Origin of the sequence: Pedococcus sp., assembly GCF_036554925.1 — a bacterium.
GTDB lineage: Bacteria > Actinomycetota > Actinomycetes > Actinomycetales > Dermatophilaceae > Pedococcus_A.
The window spans coordinates 1-19,179 of sequence record NZ_DATBMI010000120.1; the positions used below are offsets into that span (position 1 = coordinate 1).

18 protein-coding genes are annotated in these 19,179 nt (G+C 72.4%); 7 read left to right on the top strand and 11 right to left on the bottom strand.

Annotated elements, in window-relative coordinates:
* Window positions 1-872 (bottom strand): cysteine desulfurase family protein (locus VIB11_RS09985; protein ID WP_332030813.1); only part of this gene is annotated, 872 nt, incomplete at its 3' end.
* A 145-nt stretch (window positions 873-1,017) separates the two neighbouring features.
* Between VIB11_RS09985 and VIB11_RS09990 the strand changes: the two genes are divergently transcribed.
* The gene (locus VIB11_RS09990; protein WP_332030814.1) at window positions 1,018-2,475 is read left to right on the top strand and encodes a S8 family peptidase; all 1,458 of its coding nucleotides are present in this window, start codon (window positions 1,018-1,020) and stop codon (window positions 2,473-2,475) included.
* Window positions 2,476-2,657: 182 nt separating this feature from the next.
* Window positions 2,658-2,945 (top strand): hypothetical protein, encoded by a 288-nt coding sequence (locus VIB11_RS09995; protein WP_332030816.1) that lies wholly within the window; start codon window positions 2,658-2,660, stop codon window positions 2,943-2,945.
* A gap of 64 nt (window positions 2,946-3,009) precedes the next feature.
* On the opposite strand, the gene VIB11_RS10000 is transcribed toward VIB11_RS09995, so the two are convergent.
* From VIB11_RS10000 to VIB11_RS10015, 4 genes are all read right to left on the bottom strand, one after another.
* Complete coding sequence (locus tag VIB11_RS10000) at window positions 3,010-3,441, bottom strand: SRPBCC domain-containing protein (RefSeq protein ID WP_332030818.1); 432 nt, start codon at window positions 3,439-3,441, stop codon at window positions 3,010-3,012.
* A gap of 10 nt (window positions 3,442-3,451) precedes the next feature.
* Entirely contained in the window at window positions 3,452-3,802 is a 351-nt protein-coding gene (locus tag VIB11_RS10005; RefSeq protein ID WP_332030820.1) for a metalloregulator ArsR/SmtB family transcription factor, read from the bottom strand.
* Window positions 3,803-3,944: 142 nt separating this feature from the next.
* Window positions 3,945-4,904, bottom strand: a complete 960-nt coding sequence (locus tag VIB11_RS10010) for an electron transfer flavoprotein subunit alpha/FixB family protein (RefSeq protein ID WP_332030822.1) — start codon at window positions 4,902-4,904, stop codon at window positions 3,945-3,947.
* 33 nt (window positions 4,905-4,937) lie between these two features.
* A complete protein-coding gene (locus VIB11_RS10015) occupies window positions 4,938-5,729 on the bottom strand; it encodes an electron transfer flavoprotein subunit beta/FixA family protein (RefSeq protein ID WP_332030824.1) in 792 nt (263 codons plus the stop codon).
* Between the two features lie 165 nt (window positions 5,730-5,894).
* On the opposite strand from VIB11_RS10015, the gene VIB11_RS10020 reads away from it, so the two are divergent.
* Genes VIB11_RS10020 through VIB11_RS10030 form a run of 3 tightly spaced genes read left to right on the top strand, consistent with a single transcriptional unit; the run spans window position 5,895 to window position 8,706 of the window.
* Window positions 5,895-6,680, top strand: coding sequence for a class I SAM-dependent methyltransferase (locus tag VIB11_RS10020; RefSeq protein ID WP_332030825.1), 786 nt, complete (start codon window positions 5,895-5,897; stop codon window positions 6,678-6,680).
* Between the two features lie 57 nt (window positions 6,681-6,737).
* On the top strand, window positions 6,738-7,154 hold the full coding sequence (locus VIB11_RS10025; RefSeq protein ID WP_332030827.1) for an MmcQ/YjbR family DNA-binding protein: 417 nt from the start codon (window positions 6,738-6,740) through the stop codon (window positions 7,152-7,154).
* Between the two features lie 22 nt (window positions 7,155-7,176).
* Window positions 7,177-8,706 carry a 1,4-alpha-glucan branching protein domain-containing protein gene (locus VIB11_RS10030; RefSeq protein ID WP_332030828.1) on the top strand — a complete coding sequence of 510 codons (1,530 nt, stop codon included), beginning with the start codon at window positions 7,177-7,179 and terminating at the stop codon, window positions 8,704-8,706.
* On the opposite strand, the gene VIB11_RS10035 is transcribed toward VIB11_RS10030, so the two are convergent.
* From VIB11_RS10035 to VIB11_RS10050, 4 genes are read right to left on the bottom strand one after another with little or no spacing between them, the layout of a single operon-like run.
* Window positions 8,690-9,352, bottom strand: coding sequence for an acyltransferase (locus VIB11_RS10035; protein WP_332030830.1), 663 nt, complete (start codon window positions 9,350-9,352; stop codon window positions 8,690-8,692). The two genes, VIB11_RS10030 and VIB11_RS10035, sit on opposite strands and share 17 nt — an antisense overlap.
* Complete coding sequence (locus VIB11_RS10040; protein WP_332030832.1) at window positions 9,353-10,348, bottom strand: class I SAM-dependent methyltransferase; 996 nt, start codon at window positions 10,346-10,348, stop codon at window positions 9,353-9,355.
* Window positions 10,345-11,133, bottom strand: coding sequence for an enoyl-CoA hydratase/isomerase family protein (locus VIB11_RS10045; protein WP_332030834.1), 789 nt, complete (start codon window positions 11,131-11,133; stop codon window positions 10,345-10,347). Before VIB11_RS10045 ends, VIB11_RS10040 begins: the two co-directional genes overlap by 4 nt.
* Window positions 11,130-11,618, bottom strand: coding sequence for a hypothetical protein (locus tag VIB11_RS10050; protein WP_332030836.1), 489 nt, complete (start codon window positions 11,616-11,618; stop codon window positions 11,130-11,132). The genes VIB11_RS10045 and VIB11_RS10050 overlap by 4 nt, the downstream gene beginning before the upstream one ends.
* Before the next feature lie 41 nt (window positions 11,619-11,659).
* Here VIB11_RS10050 and glgX point away from each other — a divergent pair, with 41 nt between their 5' ends.
* Complete coding sequence (gene glgX / locus VIB11_RS10055) at window positions 11,660-13,798, top strand: glycogen debranching protein GlgX (protein WP_332030838.1); 2,139 nt, start codon at window positions 11,660-11,662, stop codon at window positions 13,796-13,798.
* Here glgX and VIB11_RS10060 read toward each other — a convergent pair.
* Both VIB11_RS10060 and glgP read right to left on the bottom strand, forming a co-directional pair.
* Window positions 13,774-14,187 carry a hypothetical protein gene (locus VIB11_RS10060; RefSeq protein WP_332030840.1) on the bottom strand — a complete coding sequence of 138 codons (414 nt, stop codon included), beginning with the start codon at window positions 14,185-14,187 and terminating at the stop codon, window positions 13,774-13,776. The two genes, glgX and VIB11_RS10060, sit on opposite strands and share 25 nt — an antisense overlap.
* A 77-nt stretch (window positions 14,188-14,264) precedes the next feature.
* Window positions 14,265-16,844 (bottom strand): alpha-glucan family phosphorylase, encoded by a 2,580-nt coding sequence (gene glgP, locus VIB11_RS10065; protein WP_332030842.1) that lies wholly within the window; start codon window positions 16,842-16,844, stop codon window positions 14,265-14,267.
* A gap of 121 nt (window positions 16,845-16,965) precedes the next feature.
* Here glgP and VIB11_RS10070 point away from each other — a divergent pair, with 121 nt between their 5' ends.
* Complete coding sequence (locus tag VIB11_RS10070; protein WP_332030844.1) at window positions 16,966-19,059, top strand: alpha-1,4-glucan--maltose-1-phosphate maltosyltransferase; 2,094 nt, start codon at window positions 16,966-16,968, stop codon at window positions 19,057-19,059.
* Window positions 19,060-19,179: the final 120 nt, after the last annotated feature.

A 19,179-nucleotide genomic window follows, 5' to 3' on the forward strand; every position in this document is an offset into this window, starting at 1 on the left:
CCGGTCACCGTGATGCCGTAGTCCAGTGCGACGGCCGAGGTGACGAGCCGGTCACGCAGCCGCAGCACGCGCTCGGACTCCGCGGCGCGACCGGCGACGGCCTCCTCGCCGGCCACGGCGAAGCCGCGGATGGCGGGCGCGTCGAGGGTGCCGCTGCGGATCTGGCGCTCCTGGCCGCCGCCGTGGGTGAGCGCGGCGACCTGCATCGACCGCTTGACGACGAGGGCTCCCACGCCCAGGGGCCCCCCGGCCTTGTGCGCGGTGATGGTCATCAGGTCGAGGTCGCTGTCGGCGAAGTCGAGCGGGACGTGCGCGAGCGCCTGGACGGCGTCGCTGTGCACCGGGATGTCGAACTCGTGCGCCACCGCGGCGATCTCGCGGATCGGCTGGACCGTGCCGACCTCGTTGTTGGCCCACATGACGCTCACCAGCGCGACGGAGTCGGGGTCCTCCTCGATGGCGGCACGCACGGCGGGCGGGCTGACGAGGCCGTCCGCGTCGGGCTCGACCCAGGTCACCTTCGCACCCTCGTGGGCGACCAGGTGCTCCACGCAGTCCAGGACCGCGTGGTGCTCGATCCCGCTGACGACGAGGCGGTGCCGGGCGGGGTCCTGCTCTCGGCGGGCCGCGAAGGCGCCCTTGACCGCGAGGTTGTCCGACTCCGTGCCGCCGGAGGTGAAGACGACCTCGGACGGCCGGGCCCCGATGGCCCTGGCCAGTCGCTCTCGCGACTCCTCGACCACGCGGCGGGCCGCGCGCCCGGCGGTGTGCAGGGACGACGCGTTGCCGGTCACCGCCATCTGCTCGGCCATGGCCGCGATCGCCGACGGGAGCATCGGCGTGGTGGCGGCGTGGTCGAGGTAGGCGGTCACCGGAGAAGTCTACGTGGGGCGCCGGGCGGCACCGGTGGCGCGAGTCCTGACCAGGTCCTGACCTGCGGCCGCGTAACCCGCGCCGCGGCTCCTCGTTGCCCGGGTAGTGACCGGCACAGGCGCCGGCCCCTCCAGGAAGGCAACCATGCGCACACTGACGAGAAGCCGGGCCGCAGTCGCCGCTGCCGGCCTGGCCGCCCTGGCCCTGGCGGCCCCCGCCTCCGCGAGCCTGCTCCCCGGCGGCTCCGACCCCGCACCGGTCCAGCCGTGGCTGGCCTCCCGGCTCGGAGCCCTGGCCGCTGCGACGCCGACGACAGTGCTCGTCCACGGAACCGACCTCGTGGCTGCGAAGAAGGCGGTCCGCGCCGCGGGCCTCACCGTCAACACGACCTTCGACCGCATCGGTGTGGTGGTCGCGACCGGCCTGCCCGCGCAGGTCGAGAGGGTGCGCAGCGAGCCGGGCGTCACCTACGTCGAGGGCAACCAGCCGATCGAGCTCTCCATGGCGACCTCCAACAGGGCCACGCGCGGCGACGAGGCCCGCAACACCCTGACCGGCGCCGACGGCACCGCCCTCGACGGCAAGGGGGTGTCGGTCGCGGTCATCGACTCCGGGGTCGACCCCTCCCACCCCTTCCTCGCGAACGCCGACGGGAGCTCGGCGGTGGTCAAGAACATGAAGGTCCTCTGCGACCCGCTGCTCGAGGCGCTCTGCAGCGTCCAGGACGTCGGCCCCCTCGACACCGACACCACCGCTGCGGGCGGCCACGGCATGCACGTCAACGGCACCGTGGCCGGCCGTGACGTCACGCTCTCCGACGGGACGCGGATGCACGGCGCCGCGCCCGGCGCGAACCTCGTCAGCCTCAGCACCGGCGCGGTGCTCTTCATCGTCGGCGCGGACGCAGCCCTCAACTGGGTGCTCGAGAACCACGACGCACCCTGTGGTGACGGTGTCCCGGCCGCGCAGTGCCCGCCCATCAAGGTGACCTCCAACTCCTACGGCCCGAGCGGTGGCGGTGAGTTCGACCCCAACTCGGCCACGGTCAAGCTGCAGCGTGAGCTGGTCAAGGAGGGCGTGGTCACGGTCTGGGCCAACGGCAACGACGGCGGCGACGGCTCCGAGAGCATGTCCAACCCGCCCGGCATGGACCCGACCCCCGGCATCATCAGCGTGGCGTCCTACTTCGACCAGAACACCGGCACCCGCGACGGCGTCGTGTCCGACTTCTCCTCCCGCGGCAAGGCGGGCCACCTGTCGACCTACCCCGACATCTCGGCACCGGGTGAGGACATCACCTCCTCGTGCCGGGTCACCATGCCGATCTGCACCACGGGTCTCGACCCGCAGGAGGGCGGCGACTACAACACCATCAGCGGCACCTCGATGGCCACGCCGCACATCTCCGGCATCGTCGCGCAGCTCTTCCAGGCGAACCCCGCTGCGACGCCCGCCCAGGTCGAGGCGGCCATCGAGTCGACGGCCTACAAGTTCGCCGACGGCGCTCCCTACGAGGGCGGGGACCAGAACGGCACGACCTCGTTCGACAAGGGCCACGGCCTGGTCGACGTCGTCGCCGCGGCCCGGGCGATCGCGCCGTAGGCACCGTCGGCCGCCAGGGCAGCGGCCCGCAGGCGGCGCGCGGGCGGCCCCGGACCGTGTGGTCCGGGGCCGCCCGTCCGGCCCCGGACCGACACCACCCGCGTGTCCCCGTCCCAAGCCGGGCGGGCGGGTCGTGGCGGGTCTACCCTCGAAGCGGCGGACTCGTTCCCGAGGGGGTTCTCATGGCGATCCAGCCGGTGTCGGCGTCATCCCGTCCCAACATCCATGCCTGGCGGCACGCCCTCGTCAGCGCCGCGGCGCTGTGGGTCGCCGTCAGCATCGGCCTGTTGGTCGTGGGGAGGGCGCCGTATGCCGGGCTGACCTACGTCGGTCCGCTCGCACTGGGAGCGGTGGTGGTGGGGCTGGTGGCCAGCCACCTGCGGGTCAGGTTGCCGGCGGTGGCCTACCCCGTGCTCGTGCTGGGCATCGCCAGCGCGGCGAACGCGCCGGTGATCTCGCTCATCCTGTAGGCACCGACCCCCGTCGTCGTCCGCCGGTGAGCGGGCCGGACGGGTCGGGTTGAGCGCCTCGGAGCTAGGCCGTGTTCGCGACCCCGGCGAACTCGCCCAGGACGATGGGCCACCCGTCGCCGTAGTTCCGGGCCGCCTGCTCCCCGAGCGCGTGTCGTTCCCACCCGGCGTGCACGAGCTCGACCCGCGTGCCCCGGTCGTGCGGCAGGAACCGCACCGTGAGGTCGGTCGACTCCTCCACCGGGTTCCCCGGGTGCCAGGTCATCCGCAGCAGGTGCGGCGGCTCCCATGCCAGCACGACACCCCACTCGGCGCTCTGGTCGCCGAGCCGCTCGACGAGCCGGCCCTGCTCGAACGCCACGGTCGCGCCGGCGCCGTAGACGCTGTGGGTCGCCATCGGCCACCACCGGCCCATGGACCCGGTGAAGAGGTCGAAGGCGCGCTCGGGCGGGACGGCCACCAGGACCTCCCTGCGGATCGGTGCGATCGTCTCCATCTCGGTCCTCCTACTCGTGCGAGCCCTCGGACGGCTCGTCCTGGTCCTGGATGCCTGACTCGACGTGGGCGGCGAAGGCGCCGAGCGCCTCGTCCCACAGGCCCACGAGCCAGCGCTGCGCCTCCGCGATGCCCTCCGGCGCCACGGCATACAGGTTGCGCGTGCCCTCGCTGCGGTGCCGGACGAGGCCCGCTCCCTGCAGGACCCGGAGGTGCTTGCTCACCGCGGGCCGGCCGATGGGCAGGCGCGCGGCGAGCTCTCCCACGGGCAGCTCGCCCGCCCGCAGGACCTCGAGGACCCGGCGTCGCATCGGGTCGCCGATCGCGTCGAAGACAGCGTCTGGATCTGTTTGGTTACTCATGGGCAACGGTTACTCTACGGCAACGCACTGCGGGCGACAAGCCCCCGGCAACGCACGAGCCCCCGTGCGCCGCGGGGCGGCACAGGGGGGCTCGTTGCGTCAGGAGCGCTGGACTCGGCACGCCCCGATCAGGGCGCCGCCATCAGCCTCGTGCGGCCTTCACGGCCTCGGTGGCCTGCGGGAGCACCGCGAAGAGGTCGCCGACGACGCCGAAGTCGACGAGCTCGAAGATCGGCGCCTCCTCGTCCTTGTTGATGGCGACGATGGTCTTCGAGGTCTGCATGCCGGCGCGGTGCTGGATGGCGCCGGAGATGCCGCACGCGACGTAGAGCTGGGGCGACACCTGCTTGCCGGTCTGGCCGACCTGGCTGGTGTGCGGGTACCAGCCCGCGTCGACCGCGGCGCGCGACGCGCCCACGGCGGCGCCGAGGGAGTCGGCGAACTCCTCCACCTTGGAGAAGTCGCCGCCGGTGCCGCGGCCGCCGGAGACCACGATGGCTGCCTCGGTGAGCTCGGGGCGGCCGGTGGCCTCCTTGGGCTTGGACTCGGTGATGCGCGCGGTCTTCGCCGCGTCGGAGACGGTCACCTCGAACACCTCGTCGGCAGCAGCACCCTGCGCCTCCTCGGGAGCCGCCGAGTTCGGCTTGACCGTGACGATGGGCGTCCCCTTGGTGACGGTCGCCTTCACGGAGTAGGACCCCGCGAAGACCGACTGCGTCGTGGAGACGCCGCCGCCCTCGCCGGCCTGCACGTCGACGGCGTCGGTGATCAGGCCCGACTCGGTCTTGATGGCCAGCCGGGCGGCGATCTCCTTGCCAGCGGCGTTGGACGGGATGAGCACCGCAGCCGGGGAGGTCTTCTCCACGAGCTGGGCGAGCATCTCGGCCTGCGGCGCGACCAGGTAGTCGGTGACGTCGGCGGACTCGACGCGGTACACCTTCTCCGCGCCGTACCTCGCCAGGGTCTCCTTGGCGGCCTCGAAGCCCGCACCGACGAACACCGCGGACGGCTCGCCGAGGCGGCGCGCGATCGTCAGCAGCTCGGAGGTGGTCTTGCGGACCGTCCCGCCCGCGTGGTCGACCAGAACAAGAACCTCAGACATGTGTTGTACCTCTCCTGTTGTCTCTGGTCGGTCTCAGACGAACTTCTGCGCGGACAGGAACTCGGCCAGCTTGGAGCCGCCGTCGCCCTCGTCCGTGACGATCTGGCCCTGCTCGCGCGGGGGTCGCTTGGTGAAGGACTCGACCTTCGTCCAGGCGGCGTCGAGGCCGACCTGCGAGGCGTCGATGCCGAGGTCGGCGAGGCTCCACGTCTCGACCGGCTTCTTCTTGGCCGCCATGATCCCCTTGAAGGACGGGTAGCGCGGCTCGTTGATCTGGTCGGTCACGGAGACGAGCGCCGGCAGCGAGGCCTGGATGGTCTCGGAGGCGGCGTCGCCGTCGCGGCGGATGGTGACCGTGCCACCGGCGCCGCCGTCGACGGTCAGCTCGGAGGCGAAGGTCACCTGCGGCAGGCCGAGTCGCTCGGCCAGCATGGCGGGGACGACGCTCATGGTCCCGTCGGTGGAGGCCATGCCGGTGAGCACGAGGTCGGCGTCACCGATCTTCCTGACCGCCTCGGCCAGCACGAGCGAGGTCGCGACGGAGTCGGAGCCGTGGATCGCCTCGTCGTTGACGTGCACGCCCTTGTCGGCGCCCATCTGAAGGGCCTTCTTGACGGCGGCGGCAGCCTGGTCGGGGCCGACGGTCAGCACGGTGACCTCGCCCTCGCCGGCCTCGACGATCTTCAACGCCTCCTCGATGGCGTACTCGTCGAGCTCGGAGAGCAGGCCGTCAACGCCCACCCGGTCGGTGGTGCTGTCGGACTCGTTGAACGTGCGGTCGGACTGTGCGTCCGGCACGTACTTGACGCAGACGACGATGTTCATGCGTGATCGTCCTCTTCCATGTGGTGGATGAACGGGTGGTGCTCGGGTCGCCGACCATCCTTACAGGGGCTCCCGCGTTTCGACATGTCGCGCCCGCGTGACGCTCAACACGCGCCGCGTGGAGCGTGCGTAGCATCACGCCCACAGGGGCCGAAGGAGGTGACCGTGGCCACACCACACCGGGCCGTCACGCCGTTGGCGCTCACCGGCGAGCGCACCTCGCCGGGCATCGGGCACGAGAACTACTGGTTCCGACGACACGAGGCCGTGTATGCCGCCGTGCCCGGCTGGGTGGCCGGACCGCCGTCGTGGGTGCTCGACGCCGGCAGCGGCGAGGGATACGGCGCCGCCGGGCTCGCCCACGCCCTCGCGGGGTGCCTGGTCCTCGGCGTCGACTACGACGCGGACGCCGCGGCACACGCGCGACGGGCGCACGGTGGTGGGCGCGTGGCCTACCTGCGGGGCGCGCTGACCGCGCTCCCGCTGCCCGCCGCCGGCGTCGACCTCGTCGTCTCGCTGCAGGTGCTCGAGCACATCTGGACCCCGGACGAGATGGTGCGCGAGCTGGTGCGGGTGCTGGCGCCCGGCGGGACGCTGGTGATCTCGACCCCCAACCGACTGACCTTCTCCCCCGGCCTCGGGCGCCGCGAGCAGCCCGCCAACGCCTACCACTGCCGGGAGTACGACGCCGAGGAGCTCGCTGCCGAGCTGGCGCGCTGGGCGCCGGGCCTGCACGTCTCGCCCCTGCTCGGGGTCGGGCACGGCCCGCGGCTGCGGGCCTGGGAGGCCGCGCACGGCTCGGTCGTGGCGGCCCAGCAGGCGGCGACCCCGGAGCACTGGGCGCCCACCCTGGCCCGCGTGGTGGAGGCGGTGCGGGCCGACGACTTCGAGCTCGGCCCGGCCGCCGACGACTGCCTCGACCTCGTGGTGGTGGCCCACCTCCCCGGGTGACCGCCTCCAGGAGGCAGGCGACGACCGCTGTCGGTGGGGACGCCTACGCTCGGTGCCGTGGCCGAGCCGCCCACCCCGGACCTCTCCCCCGCGACCGTCGCCCGCGTCGGCGCCATCTGCCTCGCGCTGCCGGAGGCCCATGAGGAGGACGCGTGGCGCGGGGTGCGGTGGCGCATCCGCCGGCGCACGTTCGCCCATCTCGCCCGGGTCGACCCCGCCGACGGGTCGGTGTTCAGCCGGGCCGCTCCCGTGCCGCACGCCGTCGACGCGCTGACGTTCCGCTCCTCCGGTGAGGAGCTCGAGGCGCTGGTGAAGACCGGGTACCCGTTCTACAAGCCGCGGTGGAACCCGCAGGTCGTCGGCCTCGCGCTCGAGCCCGACGTCGACTGGGCCGAGGTGGCCGAGCTGCTGACCGAGAGCTACCTGCTGCTGGCCCCGCGGAGGCTGGCCCGGCTGGTCGACCCACCCGGCTGACGGTGCGGCAGACTGGGTCCTCGTGACTTCTGCCGTCCCCGGCGCGTTCTGCCTCGTCCTGCACTCCCACCTCCCCTGGCTGCCGGGCCATGGCGTGTGGCCACTCGGCGAGGAGTGGCTGCACCAGGCCTGGGTCGAGTCGTACGTGCCCCTCGTGGCGGAGCTCGACGCGCTGGCCGCCGAGGGCCACCGCGAGGTGCTGACGCTCGGCGTCACGCCCGTGCTGGCGGCCCAGCTGGACCATCCGCGGATGGTCGCCGATGCCTCGACGTGGGCGGGCCTGTGGGAGATGCGGGCCCGCGAGATGGGCGCGCAGCCCGACCCGCACCACCGCGCGATCGCGGCGTACGAGTACGCGGCGGCGGCCCGCTCCCGCGAGCTGCTCGCGAGCCGGTGGGCGGGCGGCGCCTCCCCGGTGCTGCGCTCCCTCAGCGACGCCGGCGTCGTCGAGCTGATCGGCGGCCCCGCGACGCACCCGTTCCTCCCGCTGCTCCTGCCGGAGGTGGCGGCGCTGGCCCTGGAGTCCGGCCTGGCCGACGCGCAGTCCCGGCTGGGGCGGCGGCCGCGCGGCATCTGGTCGCCCGAGTGCGGCTACTCCCCCGCCCTGGCCGCGACCTTCGCCCACGCCGGGGTGAGCCACTTCGTCGTCGACGAGCAGACCGTGCGGGACGCCGGCGGGCACCCGCACGCGGCCTGGCGCGTCGCCGGCACCGGGGTCGTGGCGGTCCCGCGCGACCTGGAGGTCACCAACCTGATCTGGTCCTCGCGCAGCGGCTACCCGGCGGCAGGCCCGTACCGCGACTTCCACGCGCGGGAGGAGTACACGGGCATCCACCTGTGGTCGATCACCCACCCCGACGCGGGGATCGACCACAAGGGCGGCTACGACCCGGACGCGGCCCGGGCACAGGTCGACCGGGACGTCGCGCACTTCGTCGACGCCGTGAGGCGGCGGCTGCAGTGCGTCCACGACCAGACCGGGGCCCCCGGCCTGGTCGTGGCGGCCTACGACACCGAGCTGTTCGGGCACTGGTGGCACGAGGGGCCGCTCTTCCTGGGCCGCGCGCTGCGGGCGCTGCGCGTCGCCGGCGTCGAGGTGGCCACGCTCCAGCGTGCGATCGCCGACGGGCACGTCGCCGGGGACATCGAGCTCGGCAACGGCTCCTGGGGCGCGGGCAAGGACTTCTCGGTGTGGAACGGGCCGGCCGTGCGCCAGATCGCCCACGAGAACGAGTGGCTGCAGCGCCGCTGGCTCGACCTCGTGCGCCGCGAGCGCGACGCCGGTCGCCTGCGGCTGCGGCGACCGGACCTCGACCAGCTGCTGCGGACGCTGTTCAACGCCCTCTCCAGCGACTGGGCCTTCCTCGTCACCCGAGGGCAGTCCGTCGACTACGCGTGGCGGCGAGCCGAGCGGCACCGGCGCGACTTCCACGGGCTCGCGCAGCTCATCGAGGACGGCCGCCGCCACGCGGCGCTCGAGGAGGCCGCCCGTCAGGCCCGGACCGACCTCAGCTTCCCCGGCCTCGACGCCCGGCTCACTCCCGCGTCCTGACGACACGTCCCGGGATGCCGGCGACGACCGAGCGGGGCGGGTAGACGCCACGCGCCACTGCCGAGGCGGCGACGACGGACTGTGCCCCCACGTCCGTCCCACGGGTGACGACGACCTTGGTGCCGAGCCAGACGTCATCGCCGATCCGCACCGGCGACTTCACGATCCCCTGGTCCTTGATCGGCAGTACCAGCGACTCGGTCTTGTGGTCGAAGTCGCAGACGTACACGTCGTCGCCGAAGAGGCAGGCGCGGCCGATGTCGATGTCCAGCCAGCAGTTGATGGTGTTGCGGATGCCGACGACGGACTTCGACCCGATGCGCAGGGTCCCCTCGTGCGCGCGGATCCGGGCGTGGGCGCCGAAGTGCGTGTAGGCGCCCACGACGATGCGTGAGTAGCCCTCTCGCACCTCGAAGCGCACGTCCGGGCCGATGAACACCGGCCCCTCGAAGCGCAGCGACGGGCACCGCAGGCTGGCCCGCGCCATGCGCACGTAGCTCGCGAGGTGGTGGCGGGTGTAGGCGCGGTGCGTGAGCGCCCAGCCCAGCCAGCGCACCCACTGCAGCGGCCGCGGCAGGCGGAGTGCGCCCTCGCCCGGCTCCCCGTAGTCGCGCGGCGAGGCGTCCGCGCTGACCGCGTCCGACATTCAGCCCGGCTTCACGCCGGTGATGCCGACGTTGTAGAAGAAGCGGTCCGGGACGGCGCGGGACAGGACCCGGTCGAGGACGGAGAGCCGACGCCAGGAGCCGTAGGCGAACATGGCCCAGCCCCACCCGAGGGCGCCGGGCCGGACCGCCGCCTCGAACGTGCGCACGGGCCAGCCGAACAGGGCAGCGGTGAGCTCCTCGGTCTTCGTCTGCACGTCGACCGCGCCGGCCCGCAGTGCCGTGCGGGCGAGGTCCCCGGGGTCGAAGGTGTGCAGGTCGACGACGGCCTCGAGGGCCGCGGCCCGGGAGGACTCGTCGAGCTCCTCGCGGTCCCTGGCCCACGCCTCACGCAGTGGTGGCAGGTGCGTGACAGCGGTCGTCGCCTTCCAGGTCAGCCGGCCGAGGCGGCGCGCGTACCAGTGGCCGATCGTCGTCGGCTCGCCCGCGATGACGAACCGCCCGCCGGGCTTGAGCACGCGCAGCACCTCGCGGAAGGCAGCCTCGACGTCCGGGACGTGGTGGATCACCGCGTGCCCGACCACGACGTCGAAGGTGTCGTCGTCGTAGGGGATCCGCTCGGCATCGGCCACCCTGCCCTCGACCGTGAAGCCGAGCCTCTCCGCATTGGCCATGGCCGCCTCGACCATCCCCGGTGAGAGGTCGGTGACGTGCACCTCGTCGAGCACGCCGGCCTGCTTGAGGTTGAGCGAGAAGAACCCGGTGCCGGCGCCGAGCTCGAGCGCGGACCCGTAGGGCCAGGGCTCCGGCTGCCCGGTGATCGCCACGAAGCGGTCGCGGGCGTAGTCGATGCACCTCTGGTCGAAGGAGATCGACCACTTGTGGTCGTAGGTCTGCGCCTCCCAGTCGTGGTACAGCACCTGCGCGAGCTTGTTGTCGTCGTAGGCGCGCGCCACGTCCTCGGCGCTCGCCGCCGCCACCGGAGCAGGTGCAGCGGGCGCGGGGCGGGCCGGCCCCTTGCCACGGGCCATGGTCATGCGCCCTCGAAGACAGCCTTGCCGGGCCCGTTCTCCACGAACGACCGCATCCCGATCTCGCGGTCCTTGGTGGCGAACAGCGAGGCGAACTGCATGCTCTCGATCTCGAGGCCGGTGTCGAGGTCGACCTCGAGCCCGCGGTCGATGGCCTCCTTGGCCGCCCGCAGGGCGAAGGCCGGGCCTCCGACGTACCGCTCGACGCGGGCCCGCGCCGCGGCATACACGTCCTCGCCGTGCTCCTGGTCGACGACCTCGTCGACCAGGCCGATCGCGAGCGCCTCGTCGGCGGGCACGAACCGGCCGGAGAACACGAGGTCCTTGGCCTTGGCGGGCCCGACGAGCCGGGTCAGGCGCTGGGTGCCGCCCGCGCCCGGGATGACGCCGAGGAGGATCTCGGGCTGGCCGAGCTTGGCGTTCCTGGCGGCCACGCGGAAGTCGCAGGTCATCGCGAGCTCGCACCCGCCGCCGAGCGCGTAGCCGGTGATCGCGGCCACCGTCGGCTTGGGGATGCGGGCGATCGCAGTGAAGGCCGACTGAAGGCGCCGGGAGCGGGCGACCATGTCCGTGTAGGACATGTGCTCCATCTCCTTGATGTCCGCGCCGGCGGCGAACACCTTCTCGCCCCCGTAGATGACCACCGCCGCGACGTCACGCCGCTCCGAGACCTCCTCGGCCGCGGCACGCAGCGCCTCCTGGAGCTCGACGTTGAGGGCGTTCATCGGCGGCCGCTGCAGGCGCAGGGTGGCGATGCCCCCCTCGACCTCGACCGCGAGCGGGCCGCTCATGCGGGGTCGCCCTCGGGGGCCGGCTGGCCGGCGGCCGGGCCGCCGTCCTCGCCACCACCGAGGATGCGCTCGTGCCACATCTGGACCCCCGCGAGGACCAGCTGGGTGGTCACCGCGACGAGCGCGCTGAGGTTGGTCTCCGGGCCGACGACGTGCTCACCGGTGACGACGAGGGTGCCGTTGGCGATCCCGGTCTTGACGATGTTGAGCTGGAGGGTGACGTCGTTGCAGGTCTGCAGGCGAAGCAGCGGGTCCGCGGGCACGGCGTCGCTGATCGCCCACTGGCCGAAGACGCGCATGATCTGGAAGTCGCCCTCGGTGCAGCGCACGAAGAGGCGCTGGTCCTGGACGGTGAAGGCCACGTCGCCATCGGAGTCGATGTCCGGGTTCAGGCCCTGGTCGATGAGGACGTCCAGGACCCGGCCGCGCAGAGGGTGCTCGTCCGGCGGCGGCGGGAAGTTCGGCAGCGAGGTGGGATCGGTCATGGTGCCAACCGTACCCGCATGATTCTGCCTAGGCTGACCCCATGTCGCACGCCCCGCGCCCCGTGCGCGACCTCCCCCCGGCGCTCGGGATGACCCTCACCGAGGGCGGAGCCGAGTTCGCCGTCTACGCCGGCCACGCCACGGCGGTGGACGTCTGCCTGTTCGAGGAGGGCGACTTCGACGGCACGACCGAGCGCCGGGTGCCCCTGACCCAGCGCACGCACGGCATCTGGTTCGGCTTCCTCGACGGAGTCGGCCCGGGCCAGCGCTACGGCCTGCGCGCCGACGGGGTGTGGCGGCCGTCCGAGGGCCTGCGCTACAACCCGGCCAAGCTGCTCCTCGACCCCTACGCCCGGGCCGTCGAGGGCGACGTCGTGTGGCTGCCCCCGGTGTTCGCCCACCGGGTCGACCGGGCACTGGCCGGCGACGACCAGATCATCGGCCCCGACGACAGCGCTGCGTTCGTGCCGCGCAGCGTCGTCGTCGACGACCGCTTCGACTGGGACGGCGACACCCGCCCGAACCACTCCCTCTCCGACACCGTGCTCTACGAGGCGCACGTCCGCAGCCTGACCCGGCTGCACCCTGAGGTGCCCGAGCACCTGCGCGGCACGTATGCCGGCCTGTGCCACCCCTCGGTCATCCGTCACCTCAAGGAGCTCGGCGTCACCGCCGTCGAGCTGCTGCCGGTCCACGCGTTCACCTCCGAGCCCGAGCTGGTCAGGCGGGGGCTGAGCAACCACTGGGGCTACAACACGCTGGGCTTCTTCGCGCCACACGCCCCGTATGCCGCGGCCCGCGACCCGCAGGGTGCGCTCGACGAGTTCAAGGGCATGGTCAAGCTGCTCCACGCAGAGGGCATCGAGGTCATCCTCGACGTCGTCTACAACCACACCGCCGAGCAGTCGCGCACCGGCGCCAGCCTGTCGTGGCGCGGGCTCGACAACCGCGCGTACTACCGGCTGGACGGCCGCGGGCACGACGTCGACGTCACCGGCTGCGGCAACACCCTCGACCTGCGGCACGCGATGGTCTGCCGGATGGTCCTGGACTCCCTGCGGTACTGGGTGCAGGAGTGCCACGTCGACGGGTTCCGCTTCGACCTCGCCGTGGCACTCGGCCGCGGGAAGAACGACGACTACGACCCGGACCACCCCTTCCTCGTCGCCCTGCGGACCGACCCGGTGCTGACCAGGGTCAAGCTCATCGCGGAGCCATGGGACGTCGGGATCCACGGCTGGCGCACGGGCCAGTTCCCGCCGCCGTTCGCCGAGTGGAACGACCGGTTCCGCGACACCGCGCGGGCGTTCTGGCTCCAGGACGTCGCCGCGGACCGGACGCGGGTCCCCGCCCACGGGGTGCAGGAGCTCGCCACGCGCATGGCGGGTTCGCAGGACCTCTTCGGCGCCCGGGACCGCGGCCCCCTGGCCTCGGTGAACTTCGTGGCGTCGCACGACGGCTTCACCCTGGCCGACCTGACCCGGTACAACCACAAGCACAACGAGGCGAACGGCGAGCGCAACCGCGACGGGCACGGCGACAACCGCTCCTGGAACCACGGCACCGAGGGCCCGGACGAGTCGCTCGAGCCTGCTCGCCGGCGCTCCATGCGCAACCTGCTCGCGACCACCCTGCTGGCCACCGGCGTGCCGATGCTGAACTCCGGTGACGAGCTCGGCCGCACGCAGGGCGGCAACAACAACGCCTACTGCCAGGACAACGAGATCTCCTGGCTCGGCTGGGACCTCGCCGACTGGCAGCAGGACCTGCTCGAGACCACGCGCTTCCTGAGCCGGCTGCGCCGTGAGTACCCGGCCCTGAGGCAGCGGACGTTCTTCACCGGGCGCGAGGTCCACGAGGACGGCTCGACCGACCTGGCGTGGTTCGACGCCGACGGCGAGCCGATGGACTCCGCCAGCTGGGAGGACGGCTCCACCCGCACCCTGCAGATGCTGCTCAACGGCGCCTGGATCGGGCACCGGTCGCTGCTCATCGTCATGCACGGCGGCGCCGCGGAGGGCAAGGTGCGCCTGCCCGAGGTCCCCGGCCTCGCGGCCTACGAGCTGGTCTGGGACAGCGCCCAGGACCGGCCGGGAGCCCCCGCCGGCCCCGTGCACCCCGGAGTGGTCCCGGTGACCGCGGCCAGTATGCAGGTCTACCGGGCTGCCGACGCCACCTGAGCCCGACGCCTCGGGTGGGTGACCAGCGCCGCCACGCCCGGGAACAGCGCGAGGGCAGCCACCAGCAGCAGGGGGCCGCTGTCCAGGCCGAACCACAGCACCGCCCACAGCCCCAGCCCCACCAGCAGCGGACCGACGCCCACGCCGTGGTGCAGGCCGACGTACCCCAGGGCCCACATGGCCACGAACGGCAGCACGGTCAGCGCGTAGACGACCACCAGCAACGGGTGGGCCCAGTCCCACCGGGTGAGCTGCCCGAGGCCGACCAGACCGGCCACGAGTGCCGCGTAGCCGGCGACGACGGCCAGCGACACGGCATACGTCCGGCGCACCCGGGCCCACCCCCGCGCGCCGTTCGGACGCTCAGGGACCTCCTGCGTCTCCCCCATGACCCGAGCATGGCAGAGGCCGCCGGTCCCGCGGGCGGGATCCGGCGGCCTCCGACAGGGGCTGCCCCGTGGTGGCGTCAGGCGTTGGCGACCAGACCCAGCTCGCTCGGGCTGGCCAGCCCGGCGTGCCGGGGCAGGATCCGCACGGTGTACCCGAACGAGCCGGTGCGGGCCAGGGCGAAGTCGCCGGCGAACTGGTGGCGGCCGCCCTCGTAGGACTCGACGAAGTCCAGCGACTCGCTCTCGACGTCGCTGAGGTCGTCGGAGTCGTGGGCGAGGCCGTGCACGACCTGGACGTCCACGTCGTCGGGGCTGAGCTCGCCGAGGGAGACGTAGGCGCGGACGTGCAGGGTCTCACCGACCTGCGGGGAGTCCGAGACCCCCGAGGACTCGACGTGGTCGACCACGACGCCGTCCCAGGCGGCCCTGACGCGGGCCTTGTAGGCCGCGAGCTCGCGGGCCCCGTCGAACGTCGAGCCGTTGAGCGCCCAGCCGGCGCGGGCCGCGGGCCCGTACAGGGTGGTGGTGTAGTCGCGCACCATGCGGCTCGCGAGCACCTTCGGCCCGAGGGTCGAGAGGGTGTGCGTGATCATCGAGACCCAGTTCTGCGGGATGCCCTCCGCGTCACGGTCGTAGAACCGGGGCGCCACGGAGTTCTCGATCAGGTCGTAGAGCGCGGCGGCCTCGAGGTCGTCACGGCGGTTGGGGTCCTCGACACCGTCGGCCGTCGGGATGGCCCAGCCGTTCTCACCGTCGAACCACTCGTCCCACCAGCCGTCGAGGATCGACAGGTTGAGGCCGCCGTTGAGCGCGGCCTTCATGCCCGAGGTGCCGCACGCCTCGAACGGGCGCAGCGGGTTGTTCAGCCAGACGTCGCAGCCCGGGTAGAGGTACTGCGCCATCGCGATGTCGTAGTTCGGGAGGAACACGATGCGGTGACGGATCTCGGGGTCGTCGGCGAAGCGCACCATCTGCTGGATGAGCTGCTTGCCGGTCTCGTCCGCGGGGTGCGACTTGCCGGCGATGACCAGCTGGATCGGCCGCTTCGGGTCGAGCAGGAGGCGCTTGAGGCGCTGCGGGTCGCGCAGCATCAGGGTGAGCCTCTTGTACGTCGGCACCCGCCTGGCGAAGCCGATGGTCAGGACGTCCGGGTCGAGGACGTCGTCGACCCAGCCGAGCTCGGCCGGGCTCGCGCCGCGCTTCTTCCACGACGAGCGCATCCGGCGGCGGGCCTCGACGACGAGCTGCTCGCGCAGGTCGCGCTTGGTGGACCAGATGGCGTCCCGGGGGACCTCGTTGATGCGCTCCCAGGCGTTCTCGCGCTCGACGTCGGTGGTGCCGAGGTACTTGTCGGCCAGCTCGTAGACGCGGGGGTCCACCCAGGTGCCGGCGTGGACGCCGTTGGTGATGCTGGTGATCGGCACCTCGTTGTCGTCGAAGCCCGGCCACAGCCCGTCGAACATGCCGCGGCTGACCACGCCGTGGAGCTGGGAGACGCCGTTGGCCCGCTGCGCCAGCCGCAGGCCCATCACGGCCATGTTGAAGATGCCCGCCTCGCCGCCGGGGTAGTCCTCGGCGCCAAGCTCGAGCAGCCGGTCGACGGGCACGCCGTCGACGGCCTGCTCGCCGCCGAAGTGCAGCTCGACGAGCTCGGTGGTGAAGCGGTCGATGCCGGCGGGGACCGGGGTGTGGGTCGTGAAGACGGTGGCGGCGCGCACCGCCTCGAGCGCTGCGGCGAAGGGCAGTCCCTGCCCGGTGGTCAGCTCGTGGATGCGCTCGACACCGAGGAAGCCGGCGTGGCCCTCGTTGGTGTGGTAGACGTCCGGGGCCGGCGCACCGGTCAGGCGGGACCACAGGCGCAGCGCCCGGACACCGCCCATGCCGAGCAGCATCTCCTGCTGCAGGCGCTGCTCCCCGCCGCCGCCGTAGAGGCGGTTCGTGACGTTGCGGGCGGCCTCGTCGTTCTCGGGGACGTCGGAGTCGAGCAGCAGCAGCGGCACGCGGCCGATCTGGGCGCGCCAGACGTGGGCGTGCAGCTCCCGGCCCCCGGGCAGGTCCAGGGTGACCACGCTGGGGGTCCCGTCAGCCTCGCGGAGCAGGAAGATGGGCAGGCCGTCGGGGTCGAGGACCGGGTAGGTCTCCTGCTGCCAGCCGTCGCGGTTGAGGCTCTGCTTGAAGTAGCCCGTCTTGTAGAACAGGCCGACGCCGACGATCGGGACGCCGAGGTCGGAGGCGGTCTTCAGGTGGTCGCCGGCGAGGATGCCGAGACCGCCGGAGTACTGCGGGAGCACCTCGGTGATGCCGAACTCCGGGCTGAAGTAGGCGATCGCGCGCGGCGCACCGCCCTCGACCTGCTCGGCCCAGGCCTGGTACCAGCGCGGGGCGGTCAGGTAGGTGTCGAGGTCGTCCTTGGCGGTCGCGACCCTCGACACGAACTCCGGGTTCGCCGCGAGGTCGGCGAGCTCCTGCGGGGAGAGCGCCGAGAGCAGGCGGACCGGGTCGTTGCGGACCTTGGCCCAGCGCTGGGGGTCGATCTGTTCGAAGAGGTCCCGGGTCGGCGCGTGCCACGACCAGCGGAGGTTGCTGGCCAGATCGCCGAGGGCGGCGATGGGCTCGGGCAGAACGGTGCGGACACTGAAGCGTCGAATGGCCTTCACGAGGCGCCATCATAGGGCCTGCCTTGCCGGATTCTTGCAAGACTTTCAGAGACATTTCAGCGAGGGGTCCACTGACCGGCGGAGACGTGCATTCAGCGGCAAACCGAGTAGCGTCGGGCGCGTGACTGCGACTCCCCCTGCAACCACACCCGCTTCGCCGGACGCGAGCAGCACCGGCGCGAGGCCCTCGGGCAAGAAGGCCCCGACCACCGCCCCACCCCAGCACCCGATCGGCCGCATCCCCGTGCAGGACGTGCGGCCGCTCGTCGACGGCGGCCGCCGGCCGGCCAAGTCCGTGGTCGACGAGGAGTTCACCGTGACGGCGACCGTCTTCCGCGAGGGCCACGACGCCGTGAACGCGACGGTCGTCCTGACCGACCCCGTGGGCCGGGAGCTGGTGGTGCCGATGCGGTGCGTCAACGAGGGGCTCAACAGCTGGGTCGCCGAGGTCGCCGCCGACGCCGCCGGCTGGTGGTCCTACCGGGTGGAGGGGTGGTCCGACCCGTACGGCACCTGGGAGCACGACGCCACGATCAAGGTCAGCGCCGACGTCGACACCGAGCTCATGCTCGAGGAGGGGGCGCGCGTGCTCGAGCGGGCCCTCGACGAGGTCACCCGCACCCCCGCGCAGGCCAAGCCGCTGCAGGACGCCGTGACCGGCCTGCGGGACTCCCGACGCCCCGCCCAGGCCCGGCTGCACGCGGGCACCGACCCGCACGTGCGCGCCGAGCTGCACGCCCGGCCGTTGCGCGACTACGTCAGCCCGACCGCCGAGCACCCCCTGCTCGTCGAGCGGGAGCGCGCCCTGTACGGCGCGTGGTACGAGATCTTCCCGCGCTCCGAGGGCGCGGTGCAGGACCCGGTCACCGGGCGCTGGACGACCGGCACGTTCCGCACGGCGCAGAAGCGGCTCCCGGCGATCGCCCGGATGGGTTTCGACGTCGTCTACCTCACGCCGATCCACCCGATCGGGACCACCGCGCGCAAGGGCCCGAACAACACGCTCCACGCCGGCCCCGAGGACCCGGGCAGCCCGTACGCGATCGGCTCCCCCGACGGCGGGCACGACGCGATCGACCCGAATCTCGGCACCTTCGAGGACTTCGACGCCTTCGTGGCCGAGGCGGAGCGGCTCGGGCTCGAGGTGGCGATGGACATCGCGCTGCAGTGCTCACCGGACCACCCCTACGTCACCGAGCACCCCGAGTGGTTCACGACCCGGGCCGACGGCACGATCGCCTACGCCGAGAACCCGCCCAAGAAGTACCAGGACATCTACCCCCTGAACTTCGACAACGACCCGCAGGGCGCCTACGCCGAGATGCGCCGGGTGATCCAGGTGTGGATCGACCACGGCGTCAAGATCTTCCGGGTCGACAACCCCCACACCAAGCCGGTCGAGTTCTGGCAGTGGATCATCGCCGACGTCGCCGAGAACCACCCCGAGGTCATCTGGCTCTCCGAGGCCTTCACCAAGCCGGCGATGATGCACACCCTCGCCAGGGTCGGCTTCCAGCAGTCGTACACCTACTACGCGTGGCGCAACCAGAAGTGGGAGCTCGAGGAGTACTGCCGTGAGCTCGCCGGCGACGCCGCGGCCTACATGCGGCCGTCGTTCTGGCCGACCACCCACGACATCCTCACCCCCTACATGCAGTTCGGGGGGCCGACCGCCTGGAAGCTGCGGGCGGCTCTCGCCGCGATGCTGGTGCCGACCTACGGCATCTACGCGGGCTACGAGCTCGTCGAGCACGTCGCCCGGCCGGGCGCGGAGGAACAGATCGACAACGAGAAGTACCAGTTCAAGGACCGGCGCTGGGCGGACTACGAGCCGGGCGGGCCCAGGGAGGGCCAGTCGCTGGCCGGGTATCTCACGAAGCTCAACCAGATCCGCCGCGACCACCCTGCCCTGCACCGGCTGCGCAACCTCGTCTTCCACCACGTCGACGACGCCAACATCATGGCGTTCTCCAAGCGGCGGACCCTCCCCGACGGCAGCGAGGACATCGTCATCGTCGTCGCGAACCTCGACCCGCACAGCACGCGCGAGTCGACGGTGCACCTCGACATGCCGGCCCTCGGGTTCGACTACCACGAGCACTTCGGGGCCCACGACCTCATCACCGACCAGTCGTGGCACTGGGGCGAGCACAACTACGTCAGGCTGGGCCCGGCGAGCGAGCCCGTCCACGTCATCGCGATCCGGAGGTACTGAGTCGATGCAGGGTCTCAACCTGTCCCAGCCGGGGCTCAAGCACGACCCCGAGTGGTTCAAGACCGCCGTGTTCTACGAGGTCCTCGTGCGTGCTTTCGGGGACTCCAACGGCAGCGGCTC